Source organism: Paraburkholderia sp. IMGN_8, from assembly GCF_038050405.1.
Taxonomy (GTDB): Bacteria; Pseudomonadota; Gammaproteobacteria; order Burkholderiales; family Burkholderiaceae; genus Paraburkholderia.
In genome coordinates this window covers 3,930,967-3,956,684 of sequence record NZ_CP150901.1, presented here as the reverse complement: position 1 = coordinate 3,956,684, position 25,718 = coordinate 3,930,967, and the positions used below count along the sequence as shown (strand labels likewise).

Here is a 25,718-nt window from a genome sequence, read left to right as displayed (position 1 = left end):
ACCTTTGATGAACGTATTCGACTATCTATCGGCCAACTGGCCGGAACTGCTGCAACTCACCGCGCAACACGTGTGGCTGGTGGGAATCGCGGTGGGCTGCGCGATCTTGGTCGGCGTGCCCCTGGGCATCCTGATCAATCGCCATGAGTGGCTCGCGTCGCCGTTGCTGGGCGTAGCGACCGTGGTGCTGACCCTGCCGTCGATCGCGTTGTTCGGTTTGATGATTCCGGTGTTCTCGCGCTTCGGCCAGGGCATCGGCGCGGTGCCTGCGATCACCGCCGTGTTCCTCTATTCGCTGCTGCCGATCATGCGCAACACCTACCTCGCGTTGCGCAATGTGGACGCGGGGATCAAGGAAGCCGGCATCGGTATCGGCATGACGGTCTGGCAACGGCTGCGCCTCGTCGATTTGCCGCTCGCAGTGCCGGTGATTCTCGGCGGCGTGCGTACGGCGGTCGTGATGAACATCGGCGTGATGACGATCGCGGCGGTGATCGGTGCGGGCGGCCTCGGCACGCTGATCATCCGCGCGATTGGCCAAAGCAACATGATGAAACTGTTGGTGGGCGCCGTGCTCGTGAGCGTGCTCGCGATCGTCGCCGACCTGCTGCTGCAAGCGTTGCAACGCTTGCTGACACCGAAGGGAGTGCAAAAGACATGATCGAACTCGACAAACTGACCAAGACGTTTACGCAGAAGGACGGCCAGCAGGTACGCGCCGTCGACTCGGTGAGCCTCACCGTCGGCGAAGGAGAAATCTGCGTGTTTCTCGGCCCGTCGGGCTGCGGCAAGACCACCACGCTGAAGATGATCAACCGTCTGATCGCACCGACTTCGGGCCGCGTGCTGATCAACGGTGAGGACACCTCGGGCATGAACGAAGTCGAATTGCGCCGTCACATCGGCTACGTGATCCAGCAGATCGGCCTGTTTCCCAACATGACGATCGAAGAAAACATCACCGTCGTGCCGCGCTTGCTCGGGTGGGACAAGAAGCGCTGCCGCGAACGCGCGACCGAGTTGATGTCGATGGTCGCGCTCGATCCGAAGCAGTATCTGAAGCGCTATCCGCGCGAGTTGTCGGGCGGGCAGCAACAGCGGATCGGCGTGATTCGCGCGCTGGCCGCCGATCCGCCGGTGCTGCTGATGGACGAGCCGTTCGGCGCGGTCGACCCGATCAACCGCGAGTCGATCCAGAACGAGTTCTTCCAGATGCAGCGTCAGTTGAACAAGACCGTGATCATGGTGAGTCACGACATCGACGAGGCGATCAAGCTCGGTGATCGCGTGGCCGTGTTCCGCCGTGGCCAGCTGGTGCAATACGATCATCCTGACACGCTGCTCGCGCATCCGCGCGATGAGTTCGTCGGCGCGTTCGTCGGTCAGGACAGCACGCTGAAGCGTTTGCTGCTGGTGAAAGCCGGCGACGCCGCGACGCAACCGGAAACCGCGCGCGCCGACACGCCTGTCGCACGCGCCTTCCAGATGATGGACGACAGCGACAGCCGCTATCTGACCATCGTCGACGACAACCGCCAGGCGCTCGGTTACGTCACGCGCCGTGCGGCGCGCGCGGGGCAGGGCGTGTGTGGCGAGCATCTGAGCGAGTTCAAGGCCACGGTGAGCGCCGACGAGCATCTGCGCATCGTGCTGTCGAAGATGTATCAGTTCAATTCGTCATGGATGCCGGTGATGGACAGTGATGGACGCTATGTCGGCGAAGTCACGCAGGATTCGATCGCCGATTATCTGAGCTCGGGTCGCTCGCGTCGGCAGTCCGGTCAACCGTCCATCGTGTCGCCTGCCGTTGCCGCGGCTGAAGCGGCTGCCGCGCAGGCTGCTGCTGCGCACGCCTGAGGTCCGCAACAAGCTGGTTAGGCCACACGCCGGCCTTCGCTCCATCTCGGCGCGAAGGCCGCGTATGCCGCCAGAACCGCCGCGCTCGCATAGGTCACCAACCCGATGCCGGCAACACACCACAACGCAATCGACACGCGCGGCGCCAGAATCGTCGCCGCGCCTGCCATCGCAACGCCGAGCAGGCCACCTGCCTGCCGCAACGCATTCAATACGCCCGAAGCGACGCCGGCCAACTCGCCCGGCACTTGTTCCAGCACCGTCGAAATCATCGGCGGGACCGACAAGGCCGTGCCGCCGCCGAACACCACCATCGCCGCATACGTGACGACCCACGGCGCGCGCCATTCCAGACTCATTGCCATCACCGGCACGGCAACGGCAGCGAGTGTGAGCCCGGTCGTCATGAACTGCGTGGCTGTGAAGCGCCCGTGCAACTTGCCCACTAGCACGTTGCCCAGCGACAGGCTGCCGGCGAGCGGCAACAACGTGAGACCGATCTGCCGCGCGTTGAAACCGAACTCGCCGTGCAGATAGAGGCTCAGCATAAACAGCAAACCGAAGTAGCCGACGTAGACAAGCGTGCCCATCACGTTCATCGCGACGAACAGGCGGTTGCTGAACCACGCGACCGGCACCATCGGATCATGTGCGCGGCGCTCGACGGCGACCAATGTCAACGTTGCCAGTACGGCGAGCAGCGCGGCGCCCCACACTTCGGGCGCGGCAATACCGCGCGACGGCAATTCGATCGCCGCGAAGCAGAGCGCGCCCAGCGCGACGATGCTCGTCAACTGGCCGCCCCAGTCGAAGCGGCGGCCGACGCTGCGCACCGAGTGGCGAACCACGATCCACGCGCCGGCGAACGCAACCAGGCCGGTCGGCACGTTGATCAGAAACGCACTGCGCCAGCCGAACCCTTCCACGAGGATGCCGCCGAGCACCGGCCCGACCGCCGCCGCCACCGATGCAATCCCTGCCCATACCGCGATTGCGCGGCCACGTTCGACGGGGTCGTCGAAGGTACTGCGCACGATCGCCAGCGACGCCGGCAGGAACAGCGCCGCGCCGCTGCCTTGCACGAAGCGCGCGGCCACCAGCGCACCGACGTTCGGCGCCAGCCCGCAAGCCGCCGACGCCGCGACGAACAACGCCAGGCCCCACAAATACACCGCCTTCGCGCCGAAACGGTCGGACGCGATGCCGCCCGCGAGGATCAGCGCGGCGAAGCTCAGCGTGTACGCGTCGACGATCCACGCGAGGCCGCCGACGGACGCGCCCAAGGTGGCGTGCATCGCCGGCAAGGCGACGTTGACGATGGTGGTGTCGAGCACGGCCATGAACATGCCGCTCGCGACCAGCGCCAGCGTCAGGCGCGGCCGCTTTGCGGGCCGCGTCTTATCGGCGTGCGCTAACGGTGGCCGTTCAACAGTGCATTCGGTCATCAGGCGTTCCTCTGGCTAAATCGGCAATTGGGTAGATCGGCGAAGTGTAGTCACGCGCGCGGCTGCAATAAAGCAGTGATTTCGCATCCGTCTGATGCAAAATTGCATCACGGAGGAACCAACCGATGATGAACTGGGACAATGCCCGATTTTTTCTCGCAGTGGCGCGCGCCGGCACCTTGCGTGGCGCTTCGCTGCGCCTCGATGTCGATCAGGCGACGGTCGGCCGGCGGATCGCCGCGCTCGAAGAAGCCCTCTCGGCGACGCTGTTTCTGCGCAGGCCCGCCATGTATGTACTGACGCGCGCGGGCGAAGCACTGCTTGGGCCAGCCGAGTCGATGGAACAGGCGGCGTTGTCGATCGAGCGGCGGATTGCCGGGCTCGACGATCAGCTGGCCGGCACGATCCGCGTCGCCACTACCGATTCGCTCGGCAAACGCTTTGTGGTGCCGGCTATCGCCAAGGTGCGGCGCGCGCATCCGGGCATCGAGATCGTCTGCGTGACGTCCGCGCAGATCACCAATCTGACCAGGCGCGAAGCGGACGTGGCGATCCGCACGCTGCGGCCCGATTCTCCGGATCTGATCGCGCGCAAGCTGGGACAGCTGGAAGTCGGCATCTACGCGTCGCGTGAGTATGTGGCGGCACGTGGCGAGCCGCAGGAGGGCGATGCGTTCGACGGTCACGATCTGGTGATGTATCAGCAACCGGTCTCTCCGTCGCTGTGGGCGCCGCTGTGCGGCGAGCCGACCTCGCGCGGACGTCTCGTGTTCCAGACGCAATCGACCGCGATGCTGTTCGAGGCGGCCATCGCCGGTTTCGGTATCGCGGAGCTGCCGTGCTTTCGCGCGGATGATGAACCGGAACTGGTGCGCATCATGCCGCATCGGGCCGAGCCGTTCGATGTGTGGCTGGTCGCGCATGCGGATCTGTACAAGACGGCGCGGATGCAGGTGCTGATTGCAGCGGTGGCCGAGGAATTCGCGGACGCGCGTTAATGGTCAATGCGGTGCCGTGTCGAACCCGTATTCGCGTTGCAACTGTTTGAGGAGATTGTCGGCGAGGACGGATCGATTGAACGCGACGAACATGTGCTTGCCGGCGCACGACGATGTGCGTATCGCGTGCGGCTGAAAAGCAGCTAAGCGTGCCGCGCGCGTGCAAACTTATGCACATCGAATTATTTAAACCCTCCACAAGCCCGCAAGGAATTTTTTACGAATAAATTTCCGCGTTTTCTATGCGAGGATAAAACGCCAACGTTCACGCATGCGCGATAGCTATCGATCCGCATACACGCTGAAGCGCGCCGGACACGCCGGCCGTGCGCGCTTTGCACCTCGCAAGGAAACACCGTCGTGAAATTCTCCTCGCGCCTTGGCGCCGCTGTGCTTGTCCTGCACAGTCTCGTCCCGCTCAGCGCGCTCGCGCAATCTCAACTGACCTACACCACCTCCTGGATCGGCAACAGCTTCGGCTTTGGCGATGGCAAATGGATGCAGCAGGACATCCAGGCGATCAGCGTCGGCGCGGACGGCACCGTCTACACCAATGCACCCTGGGACGAAAGCGGCAGCGAGATCGCCGCGTATCGCGCGGGCGACAAGCTCGCGGTCGCCGGCTCGACGCACGGCTGGGGCAACACCGGCGGCGATGCGGTCGCGACGAACCATACCTACCTGTACGCGGCGATGTCGATCGGCAACGAGAAGAACGGACTGGTCGGCGCGGACTATCCGCCGGCCAACCAGACGTGGTTCGGCCTCACGCGCCGCACGCTCGCCAATCTCGCGACCGGCGCACCGTTCAGCGGCGGCATCGGCAACAGCGCGAATGCGACGAAGAACAGTTTTCTGCTGCTCAACGCCGTGACGACCGGCACCGATGCGGGCGTTCGCGGCATGGCCGCCACAGATAGCGAACTGTATGTCGCGGATACGTCCAACAGCCGGGTCCTCGTGTTCGACGCGAATTCGATGCAGCGCTTGCGCTCGTGGAGTGTGCCGTCGCCGGGACGCATCGCGGTGGATACGGATTCGACGCTGTGGGTGATGAGCGGCGTCTCGACGGGAAGCCTGAGCATCCTGCACTATGCCGCCAACGGCACCGCGCTTTCCGGCACGTTGGCCTTGCCCGCCGGCACGGTGCCGTCCGACATCGCGGTCACCCCGTCAGGGCAAATCCTTGTCGCCGACAATGGACCGACGCAGCAGATCCTCGTCTTCAACAAGGACGCCAACGGTCAGCCGCAAGCCGCCGCGCCGTTCGGCACGCGCAATGGTATTTTCCACGTGACCAAGGGTGTGCCGGGCAATTGGCGCTTCAATGGCATCACGGGCATCGGCGTCGATCCGGCCGGCAATCTGTACGTCGCGCAAAACGGCGAAGGTCCGCGGCCGCTCGGCTCGGCATCGGTCGGTCAAGGTGCGGTGCTCGAGAGCTACGTCTTCAGCACGCATGCCTTCAACTGGCGCCTGTACGGGCTGGCCTTTGTCGATAGCGCCGCCTTCGATCCCGCGACGCCGAATTCGGTCTACACCGGCTCGAAGCGCTTCACGCTCGATTACAGTCAGCCGGTCGGGCACGAGTGGTCGTATGCGGGCTTTACGCTCGACCGTTTCGATTATCCCGACGACCCGGCCTTTCACCAGCCGCGCGGCGTGCGTGGCGAGCCGATGGTACGGCGAATCAACGGTCAGCAGTATCTCTACACGCTCGATCCGGGCGCGCATTATCTGAACGTGTATCGCTTCGACGCGGCGCATGGCGAAGTGGCGATTCCGTCTGGCTTGCTGGCGCAAAATCCGCTTCCCGGCACCTGGCCGAGCGGACAACCCACCTACGGCGAATGGCTGTGGCGCGACAGCAATGGCAACGGCACTGTCGACGCCAGCGAGATCACCGGCAATCCGTCTACCGGCAGCACGGTCGGCAACGGCTTCTGGTGGGTCGATACGCCCGGCAACGTATGGCTCTCCACGCCGACGAGCGGCATCCGCGAGATGCCGTTGCAAGGTCTGGATTCGGCTGGCAATCCGATCTACACCTACGCGAGTTCGAAGATGTTCGCGATGCCGCAACCGTTCACGCGGATCGCTCGGATCGTCTACATTGCGGAGACCGACACGATGTACATATCCGGTTTCACGAGCGCGATTCCGTGGGATTCGACGCACTGGAAGGAGGCCGGCCCGGTGCTCGCGCGTTACGACAACTGGAGTTCGGGCACGCCGACCCAGCAGTACGCGATCTCGCTGCCGTGGAATACGCAGAGCAATCCGCAGACCACAACGGTGGGCGTCGCGGTAGCGGGCAATTATGTCTTCGTCGCGGAGCTGTACACCGCGAAGGTGGACGTCTACGACGCGCGCACCGGCCAGGCGGTCGGCTATATGACGCCGGGCGCGAGTGTCGGCAACACCAGCGGCTGGGTCGACGTGTATCTCGGCATCAGCGCGGTGCAGCGCGGCAATGGCGAATACGTCGTGCTGCTGGAAGACGACGCGCGCGCGAAAATCCTGATGTATCGATGGACGCCTTAACTTGGATCGCGCTCGGTCCCTTCACGAATGGACGGCAGCACACGATCGGTATATAACAACGTGAAAGGATGGCTTGTTCACCGGTGCTTCACCAGGAGAGATGTTTGATCATGACGCAAGACGAAACGCCTAAGCCGCCCACAGACGATAAGCCCGACCTGGAACACCTCGATGCCGCGCTCACGCATGTGGAACGGCAAGTATCGTCGGGCAGCATTGCTTCGGGTGCTGCAAAGGGCATTCTGTACAGCTTGATCGAAACGCTCGGCGCGCTCGTCGGCGATCCCGATTTACCGGAGCATGCGCGTTCGGGTTACGAAGGCCTGCTGGAAACTGCTCGCGAGATGCGCGCAAGGCTCGAGCACTGAAAGCGGTGGCTCGCCGCCCGCGGGCGGCGTGGTTTGCATCGGCGTGAGCGTCGATGCGGATCGTGCATTGGCCGTCGCATTTCGGCGGCGCGGTTCTCTGTGATAAAAAGGTGCCCTGTTTTCTTCAGTGCACCTTTTTTATGCTCTCCACGTCCGCTATCGCGTTGCTGGCCGTCGGCATTGTCGTCGTGCTGATTACGCCGGGCCCCACCAATACGCTGCTTGCCGCAGCGGGTTTGCGCCAGGGCGTGCAACGCTCGTTGCCGTTGATCGCCGCCGAACTGGCCGGCTATCTGGTGTCGATCTCTGTATGGGGACGTTTTCTTGCGCAAGCGGCGCATGCACTGCCGTGGTTGCCGTCGCTGCTGCGCGTGGCGAGCGGCGTGTACATCGCGTATCTCGCCGTCGATATGTGGCGCGCGGCAGTGGCGTTACCCGTATCGGCTCAGCGGGCGAGCGGCATGCGCACGTTATTCGTCGCGACGCTGCTCAATCCGAAAGGCTTGTTGTTCGCCGGCACGATCTTTCCCGCGGCCGCGTTTGCGCATGCGCCGGCGTATGTCTTTGCGATGTTGATGTTCGCGTGCCTATTAGTGCCGATTGCACTGGCGTGGATCGCGTTCGGCGCCGCGCTCGGCAGCGGCAAACTCACGTGGGTGAACCCGGTGAAGATGCAGCGCGGCGCGTCGATCGTGCTGGGCGTATTTTCGTTGTCGCTCGCGTGGGCGGGGCTTCATTGAGCGCGTGCGTGATGTAACACGTTCACGCTTCCACGCTGCTGTCGGCGCTCAACGCTTCGAGCCATTCCGGCGACGCGGAGGTGATTTCCAGCTGCGGCGTGCCGTGCCAATCCGCGCAACGCTGCAACGCGCGGCGCAGATCGCCCGCAAGACGCGCACTCAGGCGCACGCCGGGTTCGATGTGCAGCGACTTCAGTTCGAACACGCCGTTGGTCCGATGTGCCTTGGCATCCACGCGGCCGACCAGACGGCCGCGGCTCAACAGCGGTAGAACGAAGTAACCATATTTGCGTTTCGCCGCGGGCGTATAGCATTCGATCGCGTAGTCGAAGTCGAATAGCGCGGCGGCGCGCTTGCGGTCCCACACGACCGGATCGAACGGCGACAGCACCGTGGTGACGCTCGAAGCGAGTTTGCCATTGGCTGCATCGTCGATCATCGATGCGAATTCGTGGTGGACGAAGGTGTCCTGTTTCCAGCCTTCCACTTGTACGGGAATCAGCTCGCCCTGATCGGCGAGCGCATGCAGTTCGTCGCGATACGGACGGCGCGGCAGCCGGTAGTAATCGGCGACCCAATCGGCGCGCGCGACGCCGAGCGCGCGGCAGGTGCGGCGCAACACGTCCCAGGTGACGGTTTCCGCCGGCGGCAGATCGCGTGCATCGTCCCAGTCCGGCAGCACGCGCTCGGTCAGATCGTAGACACGGTGAAAATTGCGCCGCTCGGCCACCATCAATTGCCCGATCGCGAACAGTACTTCCAGGTGGCGCTTCTCCGGCTTCCAGTCCCACCAGCCGTTGCTCTTGCCCGCTTCGCGAGCGAAATCCGCTGAACGCACTGGGCCAGTTGCACGAATATGCGCGAGCAGGCGCTCGATGTCCTTGCGATGCTTCTTGTGCCACTCGGCCGCGTATTTCCAGCCCATGCCGCTCGGATCGAGCATGCGGTGGCGCAGCAGACCGTAGTCTTCGGTCGGCACGAAACAGGCTTCGTGCGACCAGTACTCGAACAGTTTGCCTTCAGCGAGGTGCTCGTCGAGCCACTGCTGCGGATACGCGCCGAGCCGGCTGAACAGCACAAGGTAAGGGCTGCGCGCGACGACGTGGATCGTGTCGATCTGCAATTGCGCCATGCGGCGAATCGCGTCGAGCACGTCGGCTTTGACGGCCTTCCGGCGCGGCGGCGTCAGCAAACCTTGCGCGGCCAGATGCAGGGTACGGGCGGCGGATAGCGGAAGAGTCTTCACGCGAGTGTCGGTCAGTGAGTGACTGCGTTGAGGAGCGGACGCGAGCTCCGGCGCCAGGATCGGCAGTCGCTACTTTAGCGTGAATACGGCAGACGAATCGATGCAGGGCACGATGCCGGCGAGGGCGCAACTGGGCGGCATAACCGGACCCGACGGGACCCAGCGCGCGGACAGGTGAGATGAAAAGTTATCAGTCGCGCCCGTGGCGCCGTTCCCAGCCGCGGTGCCGGCCGGGAAGCCAGCCTAAGCGCGAGCCGATTCAGGCGCCCAAAGCGACCGCTTCGCCCGCCGATACCGCCAGAAGCTGATGGATCTGCGAGACCACCGCCGCGCCTTCCCCGACCGCCGCGGCGACCCGTTTGGTCGACCCGGCGCGCGCGTCGCCGATCGCGTACACGCCTTCGACGGTCGTGCCGAGATCGCAGGTCGATGTGCCGTCGGCGCTGGTGCCGGTCAGCACGAAGCCTTTGGCGTCGAGTTCCACGCCGCAAGTGCGCAGCCAGTCGGTATTCGGGTTCGCGCCGGTAAAGAGGAACAGGTGCCGCGTGTCGAAATGATCGGTGCCGTCCGGCAGTGGCTTCTTCAATGCCACCGACGCGAGGCCGCTTTCGTCCGCGTCGAGCCTGCCGATCTCCGAGTTCGGATGCACGAACACATTCGGCAGCGAGCGGATGCGGTCGATCAGGTAGCGCGACATGGTGGCTTCAAAGCCGCTCCGGCGGATCAGTACATGGACTTTGGCCGCGTGCGTCGCCAGATAGACGATCGCCTGGCCCGCCGAGTTGCCGCCGCCCACCAGCACGATCTCCTGGCGCTTGCACAGCTTGGCTTCGACCGGGGATGCCCAGTAATAGACGCCGCGCCCGTCGAGGCGGTCGAGGCCTTCGAGTTCGGGGCGCCGGTACACTGCGCCGCTCGCAATCACGATCGCGCGGGCGGAGATGTGGCCGCCGCACTTGAGTTCCAGCCGATGCGGCGACTCCGCGCAATGCAGTGCCTTGACGTGGACCGGAATCGCGACATGTGCGCCGAACTTCTGCGCCTGCACGAACGCGCGGCCCGCCAGCGCCTGGCCGGAGATGCCGGTCGGAAAGCCGAGATAGTTTTCGATCCGTGCACTGGCGCCCGCCTGGCCGCCCGGCGCGCGGCTGTCGAGCACGATCACCTGCAGTCCTTCGGACGCGGCATACACCGCGGTGGCGAGGCCTGCGGGGCCGGCGCCGACGATCGCGACGTCATACACAACCGAATCGTCGAGATCGGGCAGTAAGCCGAGACAACTGGCGAGTTCCGGCATGCTCGGATGGCGCAGCACCGAGCCGTCCGGGCAGATGACCAGCGGCAGGTCTTCTTTTTGCGCGGCGAACTGTTCGATCAGACGCAGCGCGTCTTCGTCGCGCTCGTCGATCACTGAATGAGGATGGCCGTTGCGCGACAGGAACCCTTGCAACAAAACGAGCCGCGAGTCGGTGCTGTTGCCGATCAGAATCGGGCCGCCCGCGCCTTTTTCGATCAGCGCGACGCGGCGCAGGATCAGCGCTCGCATGATGCGCTCGCCAAGTTCGGCTTCGGCGACGATCAGCGCACGCAGCTTGACCGGCGGAATCAGCAGCGCATCCACCGGACCGAGCGCCATGCCGTTGACCAGCGCGGGCCGTCCTGACAGTTGACCGACTTCGGCGAGAAATTGCCCTGCGCCATGTTCGGCGATCAAAACTTCACGTCCGATGCCGTCGCGCTGGTACACCTTCACGCTCCCGTTCAGCACCACGAACATGCCGGGGCCGGTGCGGCCGGTTTCGAACAGCAGATCGCCGGCTTCCCAATGGTGTTCTTCGCCGAACCGGCGCAGGCGCTTGATTTCCTCTGACGTAAGCTCCGGGAACATCTGGTGCTTGCGTGTCGCGAGCGACGAAAACGGCGCATCGGCGACTACTGCTTGTTGCCCTTCAGCTTCTTGAGTCGAAAGCATTGAACCGCTCCTTCTGTCTTCATCCTGATTGTTCGACGGCGAAGCGGCGCGGGCGCGCGATGGCGCTAATGCGGGTGCGCGCTGCGCTACACGGCCTTCGGCGCGATATGATCGACCGCCAGGTCCGGCGGCGGCATATCGGGCAGCGCTTCTACCGTTTTGCCCGAGTCGCGCCAGGCTTCCATGCCGCCGCGCAGCGGCAGCACATCGGCGAAGCCGGCTTCGTTCATCTGCTTGGCCATCCATGCCGCGGAAATCTCATTCGGGCACGAACAGTAAATCACCACCTTCTGATCGCGCGGGTACTTCGCGACGATCTCGTCGAGCTGCCGCTCGTCGGCGAATAGCGAGCCCGGAATCACGAACGGATCGAGCTTACGCTTTTCCTGCGAACGGATATCGAACAGCACCGGCGTGCGGCCGGCCGCGACCAGTTCTGCCAGCTCGTCGACTTCGATTCGCGCGGACGCGAGCTTCGAAATCAGTTGGCGGCGGCGCATCCAGCGATAACCGGCGTACAACAGCAGCAAAGCGACGACTACCAGCGCGGCCGTACGGCCGAGGCGCCCGGCGGCCGCGAACAGCATGTCGATCTGCTTCGCGAACAGCGCGCCGATGATCAGACCCGTGCCGGACCACAAAGCGGCGCCGATGCTGTCATACGTGAGGAACGTGCGGTAGCGCGTGCCCATCGCGCCGGCCATCGGAATCGACACGATCGACAGGCCCGGGACGAACTTTGCCACGGCCAGCACGCGCACGCCCCAACGTCCGAAAAATCGTTCTGTCTTTTTTACGCAAGTGTCGCGCGACAGCGAAAGACGGCAGATCGCCTTCAGCGTGTTGCCGCCGTATAGACGCCCGGCGAGATACCACGCGCTGTCGCCGATCAGCGTGGCGAATATCGACAGCACGAGCACGGGCATCAATTGCGTGCCCACCGAGCCGGGATGCATCGCGGCCATCGCGCCGAACAGGACGAGCGACGGCATTGCCGGGACAGGCAGCCCCAGGGAGGCGGCCAGCACATTGGCGAAAATGAGTGCCGGCCCGTATTGCTCGACGAGATCATGTAGCATCGGCTTACATCCGCAGCCCTTTCAGGAGCGGCATAGGTGGGGGAAACAATAGAGAATGCAAGGATTATGGACGCATTTTCAATACGTGCAAACGCCCAGCAATGATGCCCGTTATTCGGGTGCTGCAAGCGCTTATGCGGCGCGCTGATTGACCGTCCGGCCGGACGTCCGCCAATTAAAAAGAGTATTAAAAATGTGAATAACTTGAGGCAAGGCTTGCTCAGCACGCGTGCGCAGAGGCATTGAAAGCCAGTCACGGAAGCGAATTAAAAGCAGCGAATTAAAAGCGCGCGTGGAACAGATCGAAATGAATTGAAGCGCGCGGTGGCGCGCGGCCACCCGGCACCCGCGAGACGGCGCGATGCCGGGTGCTGAGCGTTATTGACGATGATTGTGTTGTTCGCCCGGCAACTCCGCGCCATGCGCGCGAATCGCCGCAATCAGTTCCGCAGGCGTGATTTCGTAGCGCACTTCGCGATGAATGCCTGGCTTGCGCTCATCGACTTCAATCAGAAGAATGCCTTTGCCGTCTTCTGTCGATTCGAGGCGCAGCGAGCGGAGTTCGCGCGCCGTTGCGTCGTCGTATTCAGTGAGCAGGGCCATTGACCCGGAGGACCCGGTAGTGCGCATCGAGCTTGTCCTTGTTCCGTTGTTGATCGAACCATTGTACGGGCAGGATGGAGCGCCGTCTGTCGCGCCGCGCTCACATCGGGGCATCCGCCCGTTCATTCAACTGCCTGCGGGGTGCCGCCCTGCGCGCGCGCTTGCGCGTTACCCGGCGCCGTGCCGCCCGCCGCGCGGTGCGTGCTGCGCCGCGCGACTATGACAGCCAGTTTAACGCGACTCTCTGTGACGACGGATGCATTTTTCGTGCCCCGTGGCGGTGCAATCCTTCTTCCTGGCTGTCATGTTGCTGACGCGCGCTTCGGTTAGCCAGTTTGCGGACTTGTTTTGACTTATCGCGGCGATCCCGGTAGCTCGTTCAGGCTAGCCAGCTCACGCAGGTCGGGCGCGCGTAACGGCGCGTCGGCGGCGAGGAAAAACTCGTCGAGCTGAGGCGGGGCGGCGGTGGTGCCGCTCAACATCGCATGCGCCTGGCCGCGATGATGGATCTGATGGACGAAAACATGCGGCAATACGCTGCCGATCTTTTCGTGCTGCACACCGACAGCAGGACCGCGGTCGATCCGAACGTCGCGTTGTAAAGCATCGTCGGTCAGCGATTCGCAGAAGGCCAGCAGTTGCCGGTCGCTCTCTACTTGTGCATCCCACAGGTCGGCTGCGCGCGGATAGGGCAATTCGTTGTCGAAAATGGTGAGCCCTTTACCGCCGTCGACCAGCGCATCGAAGTAATACCGATCGACCAGAAGAATGTGATTCAACGTGAGCTGCAACGACGGAAAGAAACTCACCCTGCGCTCGGCGAAGGCCTCATCGGTCAACGTGAGACAGGTGCGGTACAGGCGCAGATTCGACCACGCGTTGTTGCGCGCCATGGCGGTGTAGTGCGAGGAGAGCGGATTGATGTGCGGCGCGTCGGAAGCAGTCACGTCAGTCTCCGGGGATGGTGGATCCTGTTGCTTGCACCTCGTAAGGCTTACGGGCAAACGCGCGCGAATGCGGGCGCAGCCTGCTTAGCGTAGCATCGCTTCGCGCTGGGCGCGCCATCGGTGCCGCGCCGTGCCGGGTTACAACGACGCACCAAACCCGCGCCGATTGCTCCCGTATTCCCTCACCGTTCGCATGGCTGCCTCGATCGACGGCTACGCTCAGCCGCGAGCACGGCCTCAAGGATCGCCACCCGAAAAAGCGACCAGGAAACAACGGGCAAAAAAACGGGCAAAAAAATAGCCCGTCCAGAAAGAGACGGGCCGCAAAACGCCGTTGTTACTCAGGTCAGCCGGCCCACACAATTCACTGGGCGCTGACGGTTCCATCCTGGTGTGTCAATAGCGGGCTGTCGAGGTGGGAGTAACGCCGATCTATCAGATCAATGTCGTGTCTATCAGATCGATGTCGTTTCTTCCTGCTCGATATCGCGTGCAATTGCATGTGCAGCATTGCGCTTCACTTCGCGTGCCTCTGCGCGTGCCTGATTGTGCGCGGTGGCCTGGCGCTTCGGCGTGGCCGCGCGCCGCGCGGGTGTTGCGTCGGCGAGGGTGAAGAGGCGCACCGCTTCGTCCAGCACGTCGGCCTGTTCCGCAAGACGTTGCGCCGTGGCGGCCGCCTGCTCGACCAGCGTGGCGTTCTGCTGCGTGGCGCCGTCCAGATGCGAGACCGCCTGATTCACCTGGCGAATCCCTTCGGCCTGCTCGCTGCTGGCATTCGCCACTTCGACGATGATCGACGACACGCGGCTCACCGCCTCATCGATCACGCGCATCTGCGAGGTTGTGCGTGCAACCAGTTCGGTGCCCAGCGCAACTTCGGTTGCACTTGCCTCGACCACCGATTTGATTTCCTTCGACGACGCCGCGCAACGTTGCGCCAGCATGCGCACCTCGCTGGCGACGACCGCGAACGAGCGGCCCGCTTCGCCCGCGCGCGCCGCCTCGACAGCGGCATTCAGTGCGAGGATGTTGGTCTGGAACGCGATGCCGTCGATCACGCCGGTGATGTCGGCAATGCGCTTCGACGCGGCCGTAATGCCGGCCATAGTCTGCTCGACCTGGCCTGCGATCTTGCCTCCGACCGCCGCCGCCGCTTGCGCGTCTTTCGCCAGGTCGAGCGCGCGCACGCTGGCATCGGCATTGGCCTGCACGGTGGTGGTCAGTTCCTCCATGGTGGCGGCGGTTTCTTCGAGCGACGCAGCCTGCAATTCCGTGCGGCGCGCAAGATCGACATTGCCGCTGGAAATTTCACGCGCGTTGTCGAGCATGCCGGTGATCTGCGCGCGCACGTCGTAGACGATCGCCGCGAGATTCGCCTTCAATTGATTCAATGCCTGCAGCACGTCGCCGAGGTCGTCGTGACGCGCGATCACCAGATCGGCGGTCAGGTCGCCGGCGGCGAGGCGGGTTGCGAAGCCGGACATCTCACGGATCGGCTCGGCGAGTTGCCGCTTCAGTATCTGCCACGACGCGATGCTGAACACCGTGGTGACGCCGAACGCGATCCAGAACGGCGCCGGCGGCGTGCCGCTCCAGGCCGCGAAGCCGGTAAGCAGCAGCGCCAGCGGCGTGATCGCATAGCCGATCGCCGCGCGCGTCGCGACGGGCAGGCGCATCAATGCTTGCAAACGGCCGGGCACGCCGGTGCGTACCACCACGCCGCGGCGCAACGTGAACGCGCGCGATTTGCCCGTGCGGATGCGCGCATACAGCGCTTCGGCGGCGCGCACCGCGTCGCGTTCCGGCTTCACGCGCACGCTCAGATAGCCGACCACCGCGCCTTTCTCGACCACCGGCGTGACGCTCGCGTGCACCCAGTAGTGGTCGCCGGTCTTGCGGCGGTTTTTGACGAGCGCGGTCCATGGACGGCCGTCGCGGATGGTTGTCCACATGTCGGCGAAGGCTTCGCGCGGCATGTCCGGATGACGGATCAGGTTGTGCGGCTGGCCGATCAGTTCATTGCGCGTAAAGCCCGAGACGGCGATGAACGCCGGATTGCAATACTGGATGCGGCCGGTCAGATCGGTCGCGGAAACAAGCATCTGTGACGAAGGGAATTCGTATTCGTGCCCGGTGACGGGCTGATTGTTGCGCATGGCTTTCCTTGCTTGGAGCGGACGCGCGTCCGCGCGGTCCTTACGACTATGCAAGGATTAACGGCATTGACCCTGCACTCTTGAGGGTTTCCCAGTAAACCACTCAGGTTTATGCCGCGCTGAGCCGTTATTGCAGGGTTGCTTTGATGCGTGCCGAGTAGCCGTGAAAACGGGTGCGGGACGCGTTTCGCCGAGGCGGATCAGCCTGGCCGCTTCGCGATGAAGTCGATCTCGACCAGCGCATCGCGCGCCAGCGCGGTGACGCCAATGCAGGTCCTCGCAGGCAGCGCGTCCGCGGGGAAGTAGGCGCGGTAAGTGTCGTTCATCGCCGCGTAGTCGCGCTTGAACTCGGTCAGAAAGATGCGCGCGGCGACCACGTGTTGCAGGCCCAGGCCGATGCCTTGCAAGACGAGAATCAGGTTGTCCATTACGCGCTGCGTTTGCGCGACGACGCCGTCGGGTAACGGCGCGGCATCGTCGGTGGGCGAGGTCGGCATCTGGCCGGTCAGGAACACCCAGCCGTCGGCTTCGGTGGCATGCGAGAACGGTCCGACCGGTGTCGGGGCGTTGGGAATCATCCAGAAGGCGGGCGTTGGGCTCATGGGCGTGGCGGTGGTTGGGTTCGCGGGGCAAACCGCTAAGCTAACTGAACAAAAGTCTCGCCGTTGCTGTTGCCATTACGCGCCTCCGATCTGGAATGGGCTTCGGCACGGAGCGCCACAGCTTGAAGAATGAGTCGCCGGCCGACACCACCTGGCCGATGGTGTGTGTAGAGAGAAACGGAAGCAGCCGGGTGCTCGCGCTCGGGGGGCGCGCTATTGGGACCTTTGCAAGGCGGATTCGCTAGTCCCACAAGGAATTTCCTTCGCGGTAACCTCCGCGCTCGAGAAGCGATACGTACCCTTGCCGGATTGCTTTGCGTCGTACAACGCCGCGTCGGCGCGCTTCATCAATCGTTCGAAGGACTCACCGCTCACCGCGAACGCGATGCCGATGCTGGTGCCAATGCTTACTGCATCGTCTGTCGATAGCCAATACGGCTTGGCGATTTGGCGGATAACGCGTTGAGCGAGTGCGCCGGCGCCGGAAGAGGTTGCGTTCTCGAGGACAACGGCGAACTCATCGCCGCCGAGTCGCGCCACCAACTCCTCACGTTGAAGCAACGCTCTCAATCGGTCTGCAACGGTTACCAGTACCTCGTCGCCGGCATGATGACCGAACCTGTCGTTGACCTGTTTGAAGCCGTCCAGGTCGAGACACATCACCGCCACTGTAGCTTCGCGGTTCGCCGCGCAACGGCAGAGAATCCCTTCAATCTCGTCGCGTAATTCCCGGCGATTGGGAAGGCCCGTGAGCGGGTCGTGACGCGCCAGATAGAGGATCTTCGCTTCGGACTCCCGGCGTTCCGTGACGTCTTCGATAATGATGACAGCGCTTCCATCAGGTACCGGGTTTCGGGTCATCTCGAGGTGGCGGCCGTCGTTGAGTTCCATGCTGAAGGGACGCCCTTCATTCGATAGCCATACGGCGCACTGTTCGACAAGTTGCCTTCTGAGCGTTTCTCCAAACTTCGCCAGTCCCACGTGGCCGATAAACTCAGGGAGCGGGACGTTGAGCTTCAGCATTTCGATAGTCGCGCCGAACAGCTCTGCGGTTCGGCGGTTGGCAATAATCACCTTGCCGGCGCTATCAATCGTGCATAGCCCGTGTGGCATATGGGCCAATGCGGCGTCGAATCTGGCTGCAAGTTCAGCATGGCGCTGTTCCGCCGTCATCAGGGCAACGAGCACCGCATAGTGTCTCCGGACAACCGAAGCCATTGCGGCGATGTACATGAAGAGTGGCGGCACGAGAATCCACGACCCGCTGCGAGGTGCGAGCAGCGCACCCAGACCAATGGGACATGCGCCCAGGCAAATCTGTGCGATGGCGAGGCGGGGCAACGCCGCATTTCTCGACGCTATACCGCCAAGAATTCCGGCGGTCACCATGACGGCGAGTGAGGCTAATTCCGCATCCGGGGACATGACACACGCCATCGTTCCGATGCCGAACAGGAAGCAGGCCAGCAGCGAAACCGGAGCGTAGTGCATTGCCCACGGACCGGGATGAGCCGCTTCGGTCCGGCTGCGCATGACGTAGGCATGCGCGATGCCGAGCCGTGCGGCGAGGAGACATATATCCGCTACCAGCCATAGCGCCGCCCACATCTGATGCAGACGGACGAGGGCAACGAACGCAACAAATGCACTGGCGAGGCCAGACAGGAGCAGTGGCCGCGTATGCTCGAACAAAGTCGATAGCATTGACGACCGGATGGCGGCTGTAACCTGTCCGTGATCCGACGACGGTGTCGCAAGAATTGCATTGAGGATGGACGTCCTGCCTGACATGGTGTGGCCGCGCAGTGAAGGTTAGTTTCCGGGCCGCGTCAATTGACGGCAACTCTCTGCTTTTACGGCGGAAGCGGCTGTTTTCTTGAGGAGCGTAGATACTTACGCCACATGCCAAGCCAATTCACCTGATAAATGTGCGACCGGCCGGCTCCTATCAAACAAACCTCACGTACCGCATCGGAAATATTGGCTGCGGGCATTGGCGGCGACAACGCCCGCAGCTTATCGGACAATCAAACCAACCCGGTCATGTAATACACCGAGATCACGAAGAACACCGCCAGCGTCTTGATCACCGTCACCGCGAAGATGTCGCGATACGACTGGCGGTGCGTTAATCCCGTCACCGCCAGCAGCGTGATCACCGCGCCGTTATGCGGCAGCGTGTCCATGCCGCCGCTCGCCATCGCGACGACCCGGTGCAACACTTCCATCGGGATATGCGCGGCTTCCGCGCCCTTGATGAACACGTCGGACATGGCCGCGAGCGCGATACTCATGCCGCCCGACGCCGAACCCGTAATGCCCGCCAGCGAGCTCACCGAAACGGCCGCATTGACGAGCGGATTCGGAATGCTCTTCAACGCATCGCTGACCACCAGAAAGCCGGGCAATGCGGCGATCACGCCGCCGAAGCCATACTCCGACGCGGTATTCAACGAGGCCAGCAGCGCGCCCGCCACCGCAGCCTTGGTGCCGATCGCAAAACGCTCGCGCACGCGGCCGAACGCCGTCACCACGACCATGACGACACCGAGCAGCAACGCGCCTTCGACGGCCCAGATTGCAACCACGCTCTTGATCGTCGTGGTGACCGGTGCATGGACGCCCGGCAGGATGTCCGCTGCGACCGTGTACGACGCGCCGTACCAATTGGGAATCCAGCGGGTCAGCAGGAAGTTCGCCACGCCGACCAGAATCAGCGGCGCGACCGCCAGCAGCGGATGCGGCAGTTGCTTCGATTCGACGCGCTCCGGTTCGTTGACGAGATCGGTACCGTAACCTTCGCCGGTCGCCATTGCGGCACGGCGGCGCCATTCCAGATATGTCAGCCCAACCACGATGATGAACAGCGAGCCGATCACGCCCAGCGTCGGCGCGGCCCAGGACGTCGTCTTGAAGAACGTGGTCGGGATGATGTTCTGGATCTGCGGCGTGCCCGGCAGCGAATCCATCGTGAACGAGAACGCGCCGAGTGCGATCGCGCCAGGCATCAGGCGCTTCGGAATATTGCTCTGGCGGTACAGCTCGGCCGCGAACGGATACACCGCGAACACCACGACGAACAGCGACACGCCGCCATAGGTGAGCAGCGCGCACACCGCGACGATCACCGCATTGGCGCGCGAGCGGCCGATATAGCGAATCGCCGCGGCCACGATCGACTCCGAGAAACCGGACAATTCGATGACCTTGCCGAACACCGCGCCCAACAGAAACACCGGGAAGTAAAGCTTCACGAAGCCGACCATCTTCTCCATGAAGATGCCGGAGAACACTGGTGCGACGGCGGCGGGTTCGGTCAGCAGCACCGCGCCGAGCGCGGCGATCGGGGCGAAAAGAATGACGCTGTAGCCGCGATAGGCGGCAAACATCAGAAACGCCAGTGCGGCGAGGACGATAACAAAGGACATTGAGTCTCCGAAGCTTGGTTGTTCTACGTGTACGCCGTCCCGAGGGTGCGACGGCCCGGCGCCCGCAAATGCAGGTTCCGTGCCACGCGCGCCGCAGCGGCCCGCTGATTGATTCCGCAGACCAAAGCTCGAAACGTGATGCGGCCGATTGTACCCAAACGTCTCTAAAGCTGGACGCAAAATAAGCTGACCTGGGTAAACTCCTTATGTGGTGGGATTGCTGACGATCTCTCTGTTGAGATAAGCTTGTCTATCAAACGAGACAAGCACAAATAAAACGATAGCCGGAGACAGCGACACCATGATGAACGACTGGGCGGGCCTGCCCGCCACCTACGGCGACGTGCTGCGCCGGGCGATGGACTCGCTTTTCCGTACTTTCGAAAATTTCAGCGAAGGTACTTTCATCGTCGATGCCGACGCACGCGTCGTATGGATCAACAAGCGCTATGCGGCGCGTTTCGGCTTTTCGGATCCGCAGCAGGCCATCGGCCGCGACTGCGAAGCGGTGATTCCCAACAGCCTGATGCGCGAGGTCGTGAAGACCGGCAAACCGATTTTGCTCGACATCCTCGAAACGGACCGCGAGCCGCTCGTCGTCACGCGGCTGCCGCTGAAAGACGATGCGGGCGAAACGGTCGGCGCGGTCGGTTTCGCGTTGTTCGATGAACTGAAAGCGCTGACCCCGCTCTTTTCCCGCTATTCGCGGGTGCAGGAGGAGTTGATTGCGACGCGTCAGTCGCTGGCGCAGGCGCGGCGGGCCAAATACACATTCGGCAGTTTTGTCGGCACGAGCGCGGCCAGTCTCGAAGTGAAGCGCCAGGCGCGCCGGGCGGCGCAGGTCGACTCGCCGGTGCTTCTGCTCGGCGAAACCGGCACCGGCAAGGAACTGCTGGCGCACGCGATCCACGCCGGATCGGCGCGGGCGAATCAGCCGCTCGTCACCGTCAACGTCGCGGCGATTCCCGATAGCTTGCTCGAAGTCGAATTCTTCGGCGCGGCGCCAGGCGCGTACACCGGCGCCGATCGCAAGGGCCGCGTCGGCAAGTTCGAACTCGCGAATGGCGGCACACTGTTTCTCGACGAAATCGGCGACATGCCGCTGCCCTTGCAAGGCAAGCTGCTGCGTGTGCTGCAAGACAAGGAGTTCGAACCGCTCGGCTCCAACCGGATCGTGCGCGCGGACGTGCGGATCATTGCCGCGACCTCGGCCGATTTGCCGGCGCTGGTCGCGGCCGGGCGCTTTCGCGCGGACCTGTTCTACCGTCTGAACGTGCTGACGATCCAGGCGCCGGCGTTGCGCGAGCGTCGGTCCGATATCGAAGCGCTGGCCTACGCGATGCTCGAGGATCTGTCGACGCAAGCGCGCGGCGGCAGTCACTTCGAATTGCAGGACGACGCGCTGCGGCTGCTGTGTTCGTACGGATGGCCCGGCAATGTGCGGGAATTGCGCAATACGCTGGAACGCGCCGTGATGCTGTCCGACAGCGAGCGCATCGACGCGCGCGCGTTGGCGCCATTCGTCGGTCCGGCGCATGGGGTCTCGCGCAATCCGCGTGAGCTCGATATGACGACTGGGGCGCGCGCCCCGGCTGAAACGGCCGCTGCGCCCGAGCGGCCATTGTGGAGCGATGCCATGGCGGCGTTCGAGAAACGCTTCCTGAGCGACGCATTGCACGCCAATGGCGGGCGCGTGATCGAGACGGCGGCGCAGATCGGCATGGGCCGCGCGACGCTTTATAAGAAGATTGCGACTTACGGCATCGAGGTGTGAAGACATCGACTGACGCAGCGCAATTCGCGCGTGGCACAATCGCGTGGTCGAAAAACAAGAAGCAATCGGGGTTTCAATGAAACGCAGTCTTTCCTCTTTTGCGCGCCGGGCTTGCGCGGCGCTGGCCGTCGCCGGAATCGCCGTGCTGAGCGGTTGCAGCAGCAGCGCGCCGCTGTTTCTGTCGGACGGTCGCGCCACTACACTGGTCCAATGCCCGGCTGGCTCCGACTCCTGCGTTCAACAGGCGCGCGCGAGTTGCGGCGGCGCTTACGACGTGGTGCGCCAGTCCACCAACAGCAGCATGCTCAGCCTGATTTACGCCTGCCGGGCGAAATAACAATGCGCCAGCCCGCGGCTGGCGCGGTTTGCTTTACCCCTTCCTCCATTTAGAGCCCGCCAGTCGGCCCGCAACGGCGAGCGTCTCCATTCTGGTGAGTGCCGACTTCAGCTCGACCTGAGCCATTCAGCTGGCCGGTGCCTGTCGATAAGCACATTGTCGTCATAAAGATCTGTATCTAATGCGTATTGGCTGATGGCCGGTGATGCGCAATGGATTTTAATGAACGCCTTCGCATTATTTCTTTCGCCGTTCCCGCCAGAATTGAAGGCACTAGGGGTTTTCCGATAAGCCGAGTCGGTGCGGCATCCAACGGAACGCGAATATTAGTCGCAGTATCCTCGTCTTGGCGACTTGCAGATTAATGCGATACGTCTGTTTTGCCGATTGGGGTCGGCAGAATGAGTGGTTACGAAAGATTTTCCGTCTCGAACAATACTGTGGCTCGATTGCGGCACGTTTTATGCTAAGCAATTGTTTTGATTTGGCTTTCCGGGGAAAGAGATGAATCACCACCAACTCGAAAAAGATATTGAACATCTTGAACACGTAATCTCGCACATTTCTGCCGAAGATCGTATTCCGCTGTCATATTGGCGCAACCGGATCGATTCGGTGTCTGGCGCGGCGCTGGTGCCGGCGCAGGCGTCCCGCGTGAAACGGCTCAATGCCGCGCTGCTGGCATTGGAGGCACGACAGAAAGCCTGACCGCGAGCGGTAGTGGATGGCCGCGTGCGGCCTCTGATCGGGTAACATTTTTCGCACAATAACGGAACATGGCGCGCCGACGCAAAACGGCGCGCCAGACGAACCCACATCCACCGATTCAGGACGATCATGCATCCAGCAGGACTTTCAGCGGCTCGGCTGACGGCGCTCACGCACGCCATGCAAGGCTATGTGGATCGGGGCGAGGTGGCGGGTGTCGTTTCGCTGGTCTGGCGGCGCGGCGAAATCGGCTACTTCCAGCCGCTCGGCTGGCGCGACGAAGCCGGGCAGTTGCCGATGGAGCGCGACACGCTGTTTCGCATCGCGTCGATGACCAAGCCGGTCACTAGCGCGGCGATCCTGATGCTGATCGAAGAAGACCGGCTCGCGCTCGACACGCCGATCTCACAGTGGCTCCCAGAGTTAGCCGCGCCACGCGTGCTGCGCGACCCGGCCGGCCCGCTCGACGAAACCGATGCAGCCCGAGCGCCGCTGACCGTGCTCGATCTGCTGACGCATCGCGCCGGTTTCGCTTATCACTTCACTGCCACCGGGCCGCTTGCCGAAGCGTACGCGGCGGCTTTCAACGGTCTTGAAGCACGGGCAGACGCCAATGCCTGGTTGGCTCGCATCGCCGGCTTGCCGCTGATGTTCCAGCCTGGCTCGCGCTGGCATTACGGTATCGCAACCGACGTACTCGGCGTGTTGATCGAGCGTGTCAGCGCAATGTCGCTCGGCGAGTTCTTCCGGACTCGGATCTTCGAACCGCTCGGCATGCGCGATACGGCTTTCTGGGTGCCCGACGCGCAGCTTGAGCGGCTCGCCACGGCTTATGGCGTCGAGCAGGGCACGCGGCGGCGCGTGGTCGAGGATCATCCGACGGCGAGCCGTTGGGCGAATCCCGCACGATTTCAGAGCGGGGGCGGCGGGCTCGTTTCGACGGCGCAAGACTACTTGCAGTTCGCGCAACTGCTCCTCGGGCGTGGACGCGTCGGCGCAACGCGTTTGCTGTCGCATCGCTCGGTCGATTTGATGCGCTCGAATTTTCTCAGCCGGGACCAGCGCCGCGTGCCGGCGTTCGGGCATGTGCTATGGGCGGGTCAAGGATTTGGACTCGGGCTGTCCATCGTCGACGATCCGGCGCAGCAGCTGCCGCTCGGTTATCGCTCGATGGGTTCGTTCGGCTGGCCGGGCGCGTATGGCACCAGCTGGTTCGCCGATCCGGTGGAAAACCTGATCGGCCTGATGCTGATCCAGCGCCGCGCAGTCGAACCGTTCCCGATGTCAGTCGATTTCGAGCGGCGCGTATACGATGCGATTGACGATTGAGTGTGCCGGTTCCTCCAGCTCGCGGCCTTGATGGGTAGGGGCAGCGGGTCTCCCTGCACGGGCCGCGCTATCCGATGCTTTTTTCGTCTGATAGGGTCACACTGCAGTTAGTCAAACCGATCGGAGCACTGTCATGGCCTCGTACAAGCAGTTGACTGCCCAGCTCGAAAAACTCCACAAAGAAGTCGCGCTGGCGCGTGAGAAGGAAGTCGCGCAGGCGATCGCCGACATCAAGCAAAAGGTCGCCGAATACGACTTGACCGCGGAAGAGCTGGGCTTTTCGAGCAAGCGTGCGGCGGGGCGCAAATCGGCCTCGGTGGCCAAGTATCGCAACCCGAAAACCGGCGAGACGTGGAGTGGTCGTGGCCGCTCGCCCAACTGGCTGGCAGGCAAGAATCGCGAGCGTTTCCTGATCGAAGTCTGAAGTCCCGCACTGCATGGCGCGTTCGCTCGCAACGCGGTTGTTTCTCCAAAGTGAACCGGTGCGTACTTTTTTTCGCACCGCAGCAGTGGTCCCGAAAACGCTCACCTTTCGCGTGAACCTGGGTCGCGATGCATGGATTTTTCCGTGCGCCTTGCGTCGGGCCTGGTTTGTTCGGTGAACCTGGCGTTGGCGTTTTGCGCACCTCGCGCAAGCGATCGATCGCGCTGATCGCAGCTGTTCCTGAACCTTCCGTATAACCAGCGTCAGCCTTTGGTGGCGGGCGTTTCCTGGCTTTGCGAAGCATCGTGCCCGCTGTCTATTGCTTGTCGCGGCGCGTCTTCCATGGACACTGGCGGTCGGCCGAACTTGCGCATTGCCGGTGCGTGAGCAGCGTTCGGTGTGGTCACCTTTGGCCGCGATTCGATGTCGGCAATCGCGGGTCCCGAAAATTCTCACCTTTGCATTCCTGGCGCTCTTCCGAGCGTTCCAATCGATCCACTCGGGACAAACCCGGAGTTGAGTTTGCCTCATACCCCGCATCAAAACTCATCGATACATGGTCGCGGATGCCGAACAGCACAATCGGTCATCCACTCAACCCCGACGGAAAGACCATGAGCGTATCGACGGACAAACAACTCTTTATCGGCGAAGGATTCGAAGGCCCGGGCGTCAACCTCGCGCATATCAATGTATTGGTCGGTCCGCGCAATGGGCCGGCAGGGCAGGCCTTCGCCACTGCGTTGGCGACGCCTTCCGCAGGCCATGCGCCGTTTGTCGTGATCGCACGGCCGGGTGTGCCGACCAAGCCGCTGACGCTGTACGTGAACAAGGCGCAGATCGACGGCGACTTCCACGGCAACGCGACGTGGGGCGCCTCGCAAGCCGGCATCGCGAAGGCTGTGGCCGAGTCGCTGGAGAACGGCACACTGCCGCCCGAAGCGGAAAACGATTGGGTGGTGGTGTCGGCGAATTGGGTCAACCCGAAAACCGACGATCTCGACGCGGTATTCGAGAACAACTACCGCGCGTGCAAGAACGCGATCCTCGCGGCAATGAAGGGCTTGCCGCATCGCGATGAAGTGTTCGCCGCCGCACGCGATGTGTCGAACCCGTTCTATACGCCCAAACAACGCTAAGACGCGCAAGCGCATCGTGCGC

22 protein-coding genes and 1 pseudogene are annotated in these 25,718 nt (G+C 63.1%); 13 read left to right on the top strand and 10 right to left on the bottom strand.

All coding sequences use genetic code 11. The features are described 5' to 3' along the window. Positions 1-7 precede the first annotated feature (7 nt). Both WN982_RS38845 and WN982_RS38840 read left to right on the top strand, forming a co-directional pair. Positions 8-661, top strand: a complete 654-nt coding sequence (locus WN982_RS38845; RefSeq protein ID WP_341317250.1) for an ABC transporter permease — start codon at positions 8-10, stop codon at positions 659-661. Next, entirely contained in the window at positions 658-1,857 is a 1,200-nt protein-coding gene (locus tag WN982_RS38840) for an ABC transporter ATP-binding protein (RefSeq protein ID WP_341317249.1), read from the top strand. Before WN982_RS38845 ends, WN982_RS38840 begins: the two co-directional genes overlap by 4 nt. Positions 1,858-1,874: 17 nt before the next feature. Here WN982_RS38840 and WN982_RS38835 read toward each other — a convergent pair whose 3' ends face one another. After that, positions 1,875-3,302, bottom strand: a complete 1,428-nt coding sequence (locus tag WN982_RS38835; RefSeq protein WP_341317248.1) for an MFS transporter — start codon at positions 3,300-3,302, stop codon at positions 1,875-1,877. Between the two features lie 128 nt (positions 3,303-3,430). Here WN982_RS38835 and WN982_RS38830 point away from each other — a divergent pair, with 128 nt between their 5' ends. The 5 genes and pseudogenes from WN982_RS38830 to WN982_RS38810 all read left to right on the top strand — a co-directional run bounded on the left by WN982_RS38830 (position 3,431) and on the right by WN982_RS38810 (position 7,952). Further along, entirely contained in the window at positions 3,431-4,300 is an 870-nt protein-coding gene (locus tag WN982_RS38830; RefSeq protein WP_341319562.1) for a LysR family transcriptional regulator, read from the top strand. 36 nt (positions 4,301-4,336) lie between these two features. After that, positions 4,337-4,447: pseudogene (locus tag WN982_RS38825) on the top strand (MarR family transcriptional regulator); the annotation flags it as partial. 213 nt (positions 4,448-4,660) lie between these two features. Beyond that, positions 4,661-6,844, top strand: a complete 2,184-nt coding sequence (locus WN982_RS38820) for a hypothetical protein (protein WP_341317247.1) — start codon at positions 4,661-4,663, stop codon at positions 6,842-6,844. A 110-nt stretch (positions 6,845-6,954) separates the two neighbouring features. After that, positions 6,955-7,212 carry a hypothetical protein gene (locus WN982_RS38815; RefSeq protein WP_341317246.1) on the top strand — a complete coding sequence of 86 codons (258 nt, stop codon included), beginning with the start codon at positions 6,955-6,957 and terminating at the stop codon, positions 7,210-7,212. Between the two features lie 140 nt (positions 7,213-7,352). Next, positions 7,353-7,952, top strand: a complete 600-nt coding sequence (locus WN982_RS38810; protein ID WP_341317245.1) for a LysE family transporter — start codon at positions 7,353-7,355, stop codon at positions 7,950-7,952. Positions 7,953-7,974: 22 nt separating this feature from the next. Here the strand turns inward: WN982_RS38810 and WN982_RS38805 are convergent, their stop codons facing one another. The 9 genes from WN982_RS38805 to WN982_RS38765 form a co-directional block, all read right to left on the bottom strand. After that, positions 7,975-9,198: a winged helix-turn-helix domain-containing protein gene (locus WN982_RS38805; protein WP_341317244.1), complete on the bottom strand. Its 1,224-nt coding sequence runs from the start codon at positions 9,196-9,198 to the stop codon at positions 7,975-7,977. Between the two features lie 259 nt (positions 9,199-9,457). Continuing rightward, the gene (locus tag WN982_RS38800; RefSeq protein WP_341317243.1) at positions 9,458-11,170 is read right to left on the bottom strand and encodes an FAD-dependent oxidoreductase; all 1,713 of its coding nucleotides are present in this window, start codon (positions 11,168-11,170) and stop codon (positions 9,458-9,460) included. Positions 11,171-11,256: 86 nt separating this feature from the next. Further along, positions 11,257-12,249, bottom strand: a complete 993-nt coding sequence (locus WN982_RS38795; RefSeq protein WP_341317242.1) for a DedA family protein/thiosulfate sulfurtransferase GlpE — start codon at positions 12,247-12,249, stop codon at positions 11,257-11,259. 378 nt (positions 12,250-12,627) lie between these two features. Then, positions 12,628-12,879, bottom strand: coding sequence for a hypothetical protein (locus tag WN982_RS38790; protein ID WP_007178686.1), 252 nt, complete (start codon positions 12,877-12,879; stop codon positions 12,628-12,630). A gap of 326 nt (positions 12,880-13,205) precedes the next feature. After that, entirely contained in the window at positions 13,206-13,799 is a 594-nt protein-coding gene (locus WN982_RS38785; protein WP_341317241.1) for a DinB family protein, read from the bottom strand. A 455-nt stretch (positions 13,800-14,254) separates the two neighbouring features. Continuing rightward, positions 14,255-15,955: a methyl-accepting chemotaxis protein gene (locus tag WN982_RS38780; protein WP_341317240.1), complete on the bottom strand. Its 1,701-nt coding sequence runs from the start codon at positions 15,953-15,955 to the stop codon at positions 14,255-14,257. A gap of 200 nt (positions 15,956-16,155) precedes the next feature. After that, on the bottom strand, positions 16,156-16,557 hold the full coding sequence (locus tag WN982_RS38775; RefSeq protein ID WP_341317239.1) for a RidA family protein: 402 nt from the start codon (positions 16,555-16,557) through the stop codon (positions 16,156-16,158). A gap of 213 nt (positions 16,558-16,770) precedes the next feature. Next, a complete protein-coding gene (locus tag WN982_RS38770) occupies positions 16,771-18,348 on the bottom strand; it encodes a diguanylate cyclase (protein ID WP_341317238.1) in 1,578 nt (525 codons plus the stop codon). Between the two features lie 236 nt (positions 18,349-18,584). Then, positions 18,585-19,985: a GntP family permease gene (locus tag WN982_RS38765; protein ID WP_341317237.1), complete on the bottom strand. Its 1,401-nt coding sequence runs from the start codon at positions 19,983-19,985 to the stop codon at positions 18,585-18,587. A gap of 301 nt (positions 19,986-20,286) precedes the next feature. Between WN982_RS38765 and WN982_RS38760 the strand changes: the two genes are divergently transcribed. The 6 genes from WN982_RS38760 to fae all read left to right on the top strand — a co-directional run bounded on the left by WN982_RS38760 (position 20,287) and on the right by fae (position 25,696). Beyond that, entirely contained in the window at positions 20,287-21,759 is a 1,473-nt protein-coding gene (locus WN982_RS38760; RefSeq protein WP_341317236.1) for a sigma 54-interacting transcriptional regulator, read from the top strand. 76 nt (positions 21,760-21,835) lie between these two features. Further along, positions 21,836-22,096: a hypothetical protein gene (locus WN982_RS38755; RefSeq protein ID WP_341317235.1), complete on the top strand. Its 261-nt coding sequence runs from the start codon at positions 21,836-21,838 to the stop codon at positions 22,094-22,096. A 504-nt stretch (positions 22,097-22,600) separates the two neighbouring features. Beyond that, positions 22,601-22,804, top strand: coding sequence for a hypothetical protein (locus WN982_RS38750; protein WP_341317234.1), 204 nt, complete (start codon positions 22,601-22,603; stop codon positions 22,802-22,804). A gap of 129 nt (positions 22,805-22,933) precedes the next feature. Beyond that, on the top strand, positions 22,934-24,133 hold the full coding sequence (locus WN982_RS38745; RefSeq protein ID WP_341317233.1) for a serine hydrolase domain-containing protein: 1,200 nt from the start codon (positions 22,934-22,936) through the stop codon (positions 24,131-24,133). Positions 24,134-24,266: 133 nt separating this feature from the next. Further along, the gene (locus WN982_RS38740) at positions 24,267-24,557 is read left to right on the top strand and encodes an H-NS histone family protein (protein ID WP_341317232.1); all 291 of its coding nucleotides are present in this window, start codon (positions 24,267-24,269) and stop codon (positions 24,555-24,557) included. Between the two features lie 614 nt (positions 24,558-25,171). Next, a complete protein-coding gene (gene fae, locus WN982_RS38735) occupies positions 25,172-25,696 on the top strand; it encodes a formaldehyde-activating enzyme (protein WP_341317231.1) in 525 nt (174 codons plus the stop codon). Positions 25,697-25,718 lie beyond the last annotated feature (22 nt).

Bases quoted from the DNA above. Each gene is read 5' to 3' on its own strand.
- WN982_RS38845 (WP_341317250.1), top strand. From the start codon at position 8: ATGAACGTATTCGACTATCTATCGGCCAACTGGCCGGAACTGCTGCAA.
- WN982_RS38840 (WP_341317249.1), top strand. From the start codon at position 658: ATGATCGAACTCGACAAACTGACCAAGACGTTTACGCAGAAGGACGGC.
- WN982_RS38835 (WP_341317248.1), bottom strand. From the start codon at position 3,302: ATGACCGAATGCACTGTTGAACGGCCACCGTTAGCGCACGCCGATAAG.
- WN982_RS38830 (WP_341319562.1), top strand. From the start codon at position 3,431: ATGAACTGGGACAATGCCCGATTTTTTCTCGCAGTGGCGCGCGCCGGC.
- WN982_RS38815 (WP_341317246.1), top strand. From the start codon at position 6,955: ATGACGCAAGACGAAACGCCTAAGCCGCCCACAGACGATAAGCCCGAC.
- WN982_RS38810 (WP_341317245.1), top strand. From the start codon at position 7,353: ATGCTCTCCACGTCCGCTATCGCGTTGCTGGCCGTCGGCATTGTCGTC.
- WN982_RS38800 (WP_341317243.1), bottom strand. From the start codon at position 11,170: ATGCTTTCGACTCAAGAAGCTGAAGGGCAACAAGCAGTAGTCGCCGAT.
- WN982_RS38795 (WP_341317242.1), bottom strand. From the start codon at position 12,249: ATGCTACATGATCTCGTCGAGCAATACGGGCCGGCACTCATTTTCGCC.
- WN982_RS38790 (WP_007178686.1), bottom strand. From the start codon at position 12,879: ATGCGCACTACCGGGTCCTCCGGGTCAATGGCCCTGCTCACTGAATAC.
- WN982_RS38780 (WP_341317240.1), bottom strand. From the start codon at position 15,955: ATGCGCAACAATCAGCCCGTCACCGGGCACGAATACGAATTCCCTTCG.
- WN982_RS38775 (WP_341317239.1), bottom strand. From the start codon at position 16,557: ATGAGCCCAACGCCCGCCTTCTGGATGATTCCCAACGCCCCGACACCG.
- WN982_RS38770 (WP_341317238.1), bottom strand. From the start codon at position 18,348: ATGTCAGGCAGGACGTCCATCCTCAATGCAATTCTTGCGACACCGTCG.
- WN982_RS38765 (WP_341317237.1), bottom strand. From the start codon at position 19,985: ATGTCCTTTGTTATCGTCCTCGCCGCACTGGCGTTTCTGATGTTTGCC.
- WN982_RS38760 (WP_341317236.1), top strand. From the start codon at position 20,287: ATGATGAACGACTGGGCGGGCCTGCCCGCCACCTACGGCGACGTGCTG.
- WN982_RS38755 (WP_341317235.1), top strand. From the start codon at position 21,836: ATGAAACGCAGTCTTTCCTCTTTTGCGCGCCGGGCTTGCGCGGCGCTG.
- WN982_RS38750 (WP_341317234.1), top strand. From the start codon at position 22,601: ATGAATCACCACCAACTCGAAAAAGATATTGAACATCTTGAACACGTA.
- WN982_RS38745 (WP_341317233.1), top strand. From the start codon at position 22,934: ATGCATCCAGCAGGACTTTCAGCGGCTCGGCTGACGGCGCTCACGCAC.
- WN982_RS38740 (WP_341317232.1), top strand. From the start codon at position 24,267: ATGGCCTCGTACAAGCAGTTGACTGCCCAGCTCGAAAAACTCCACAAA.
- fae (WP_341317231.1), top strand. From the start codon at position 25,172: ATGAGCGTATCGACGGACAAACAACTCTTTATCGGCGAAGGATTCGAA.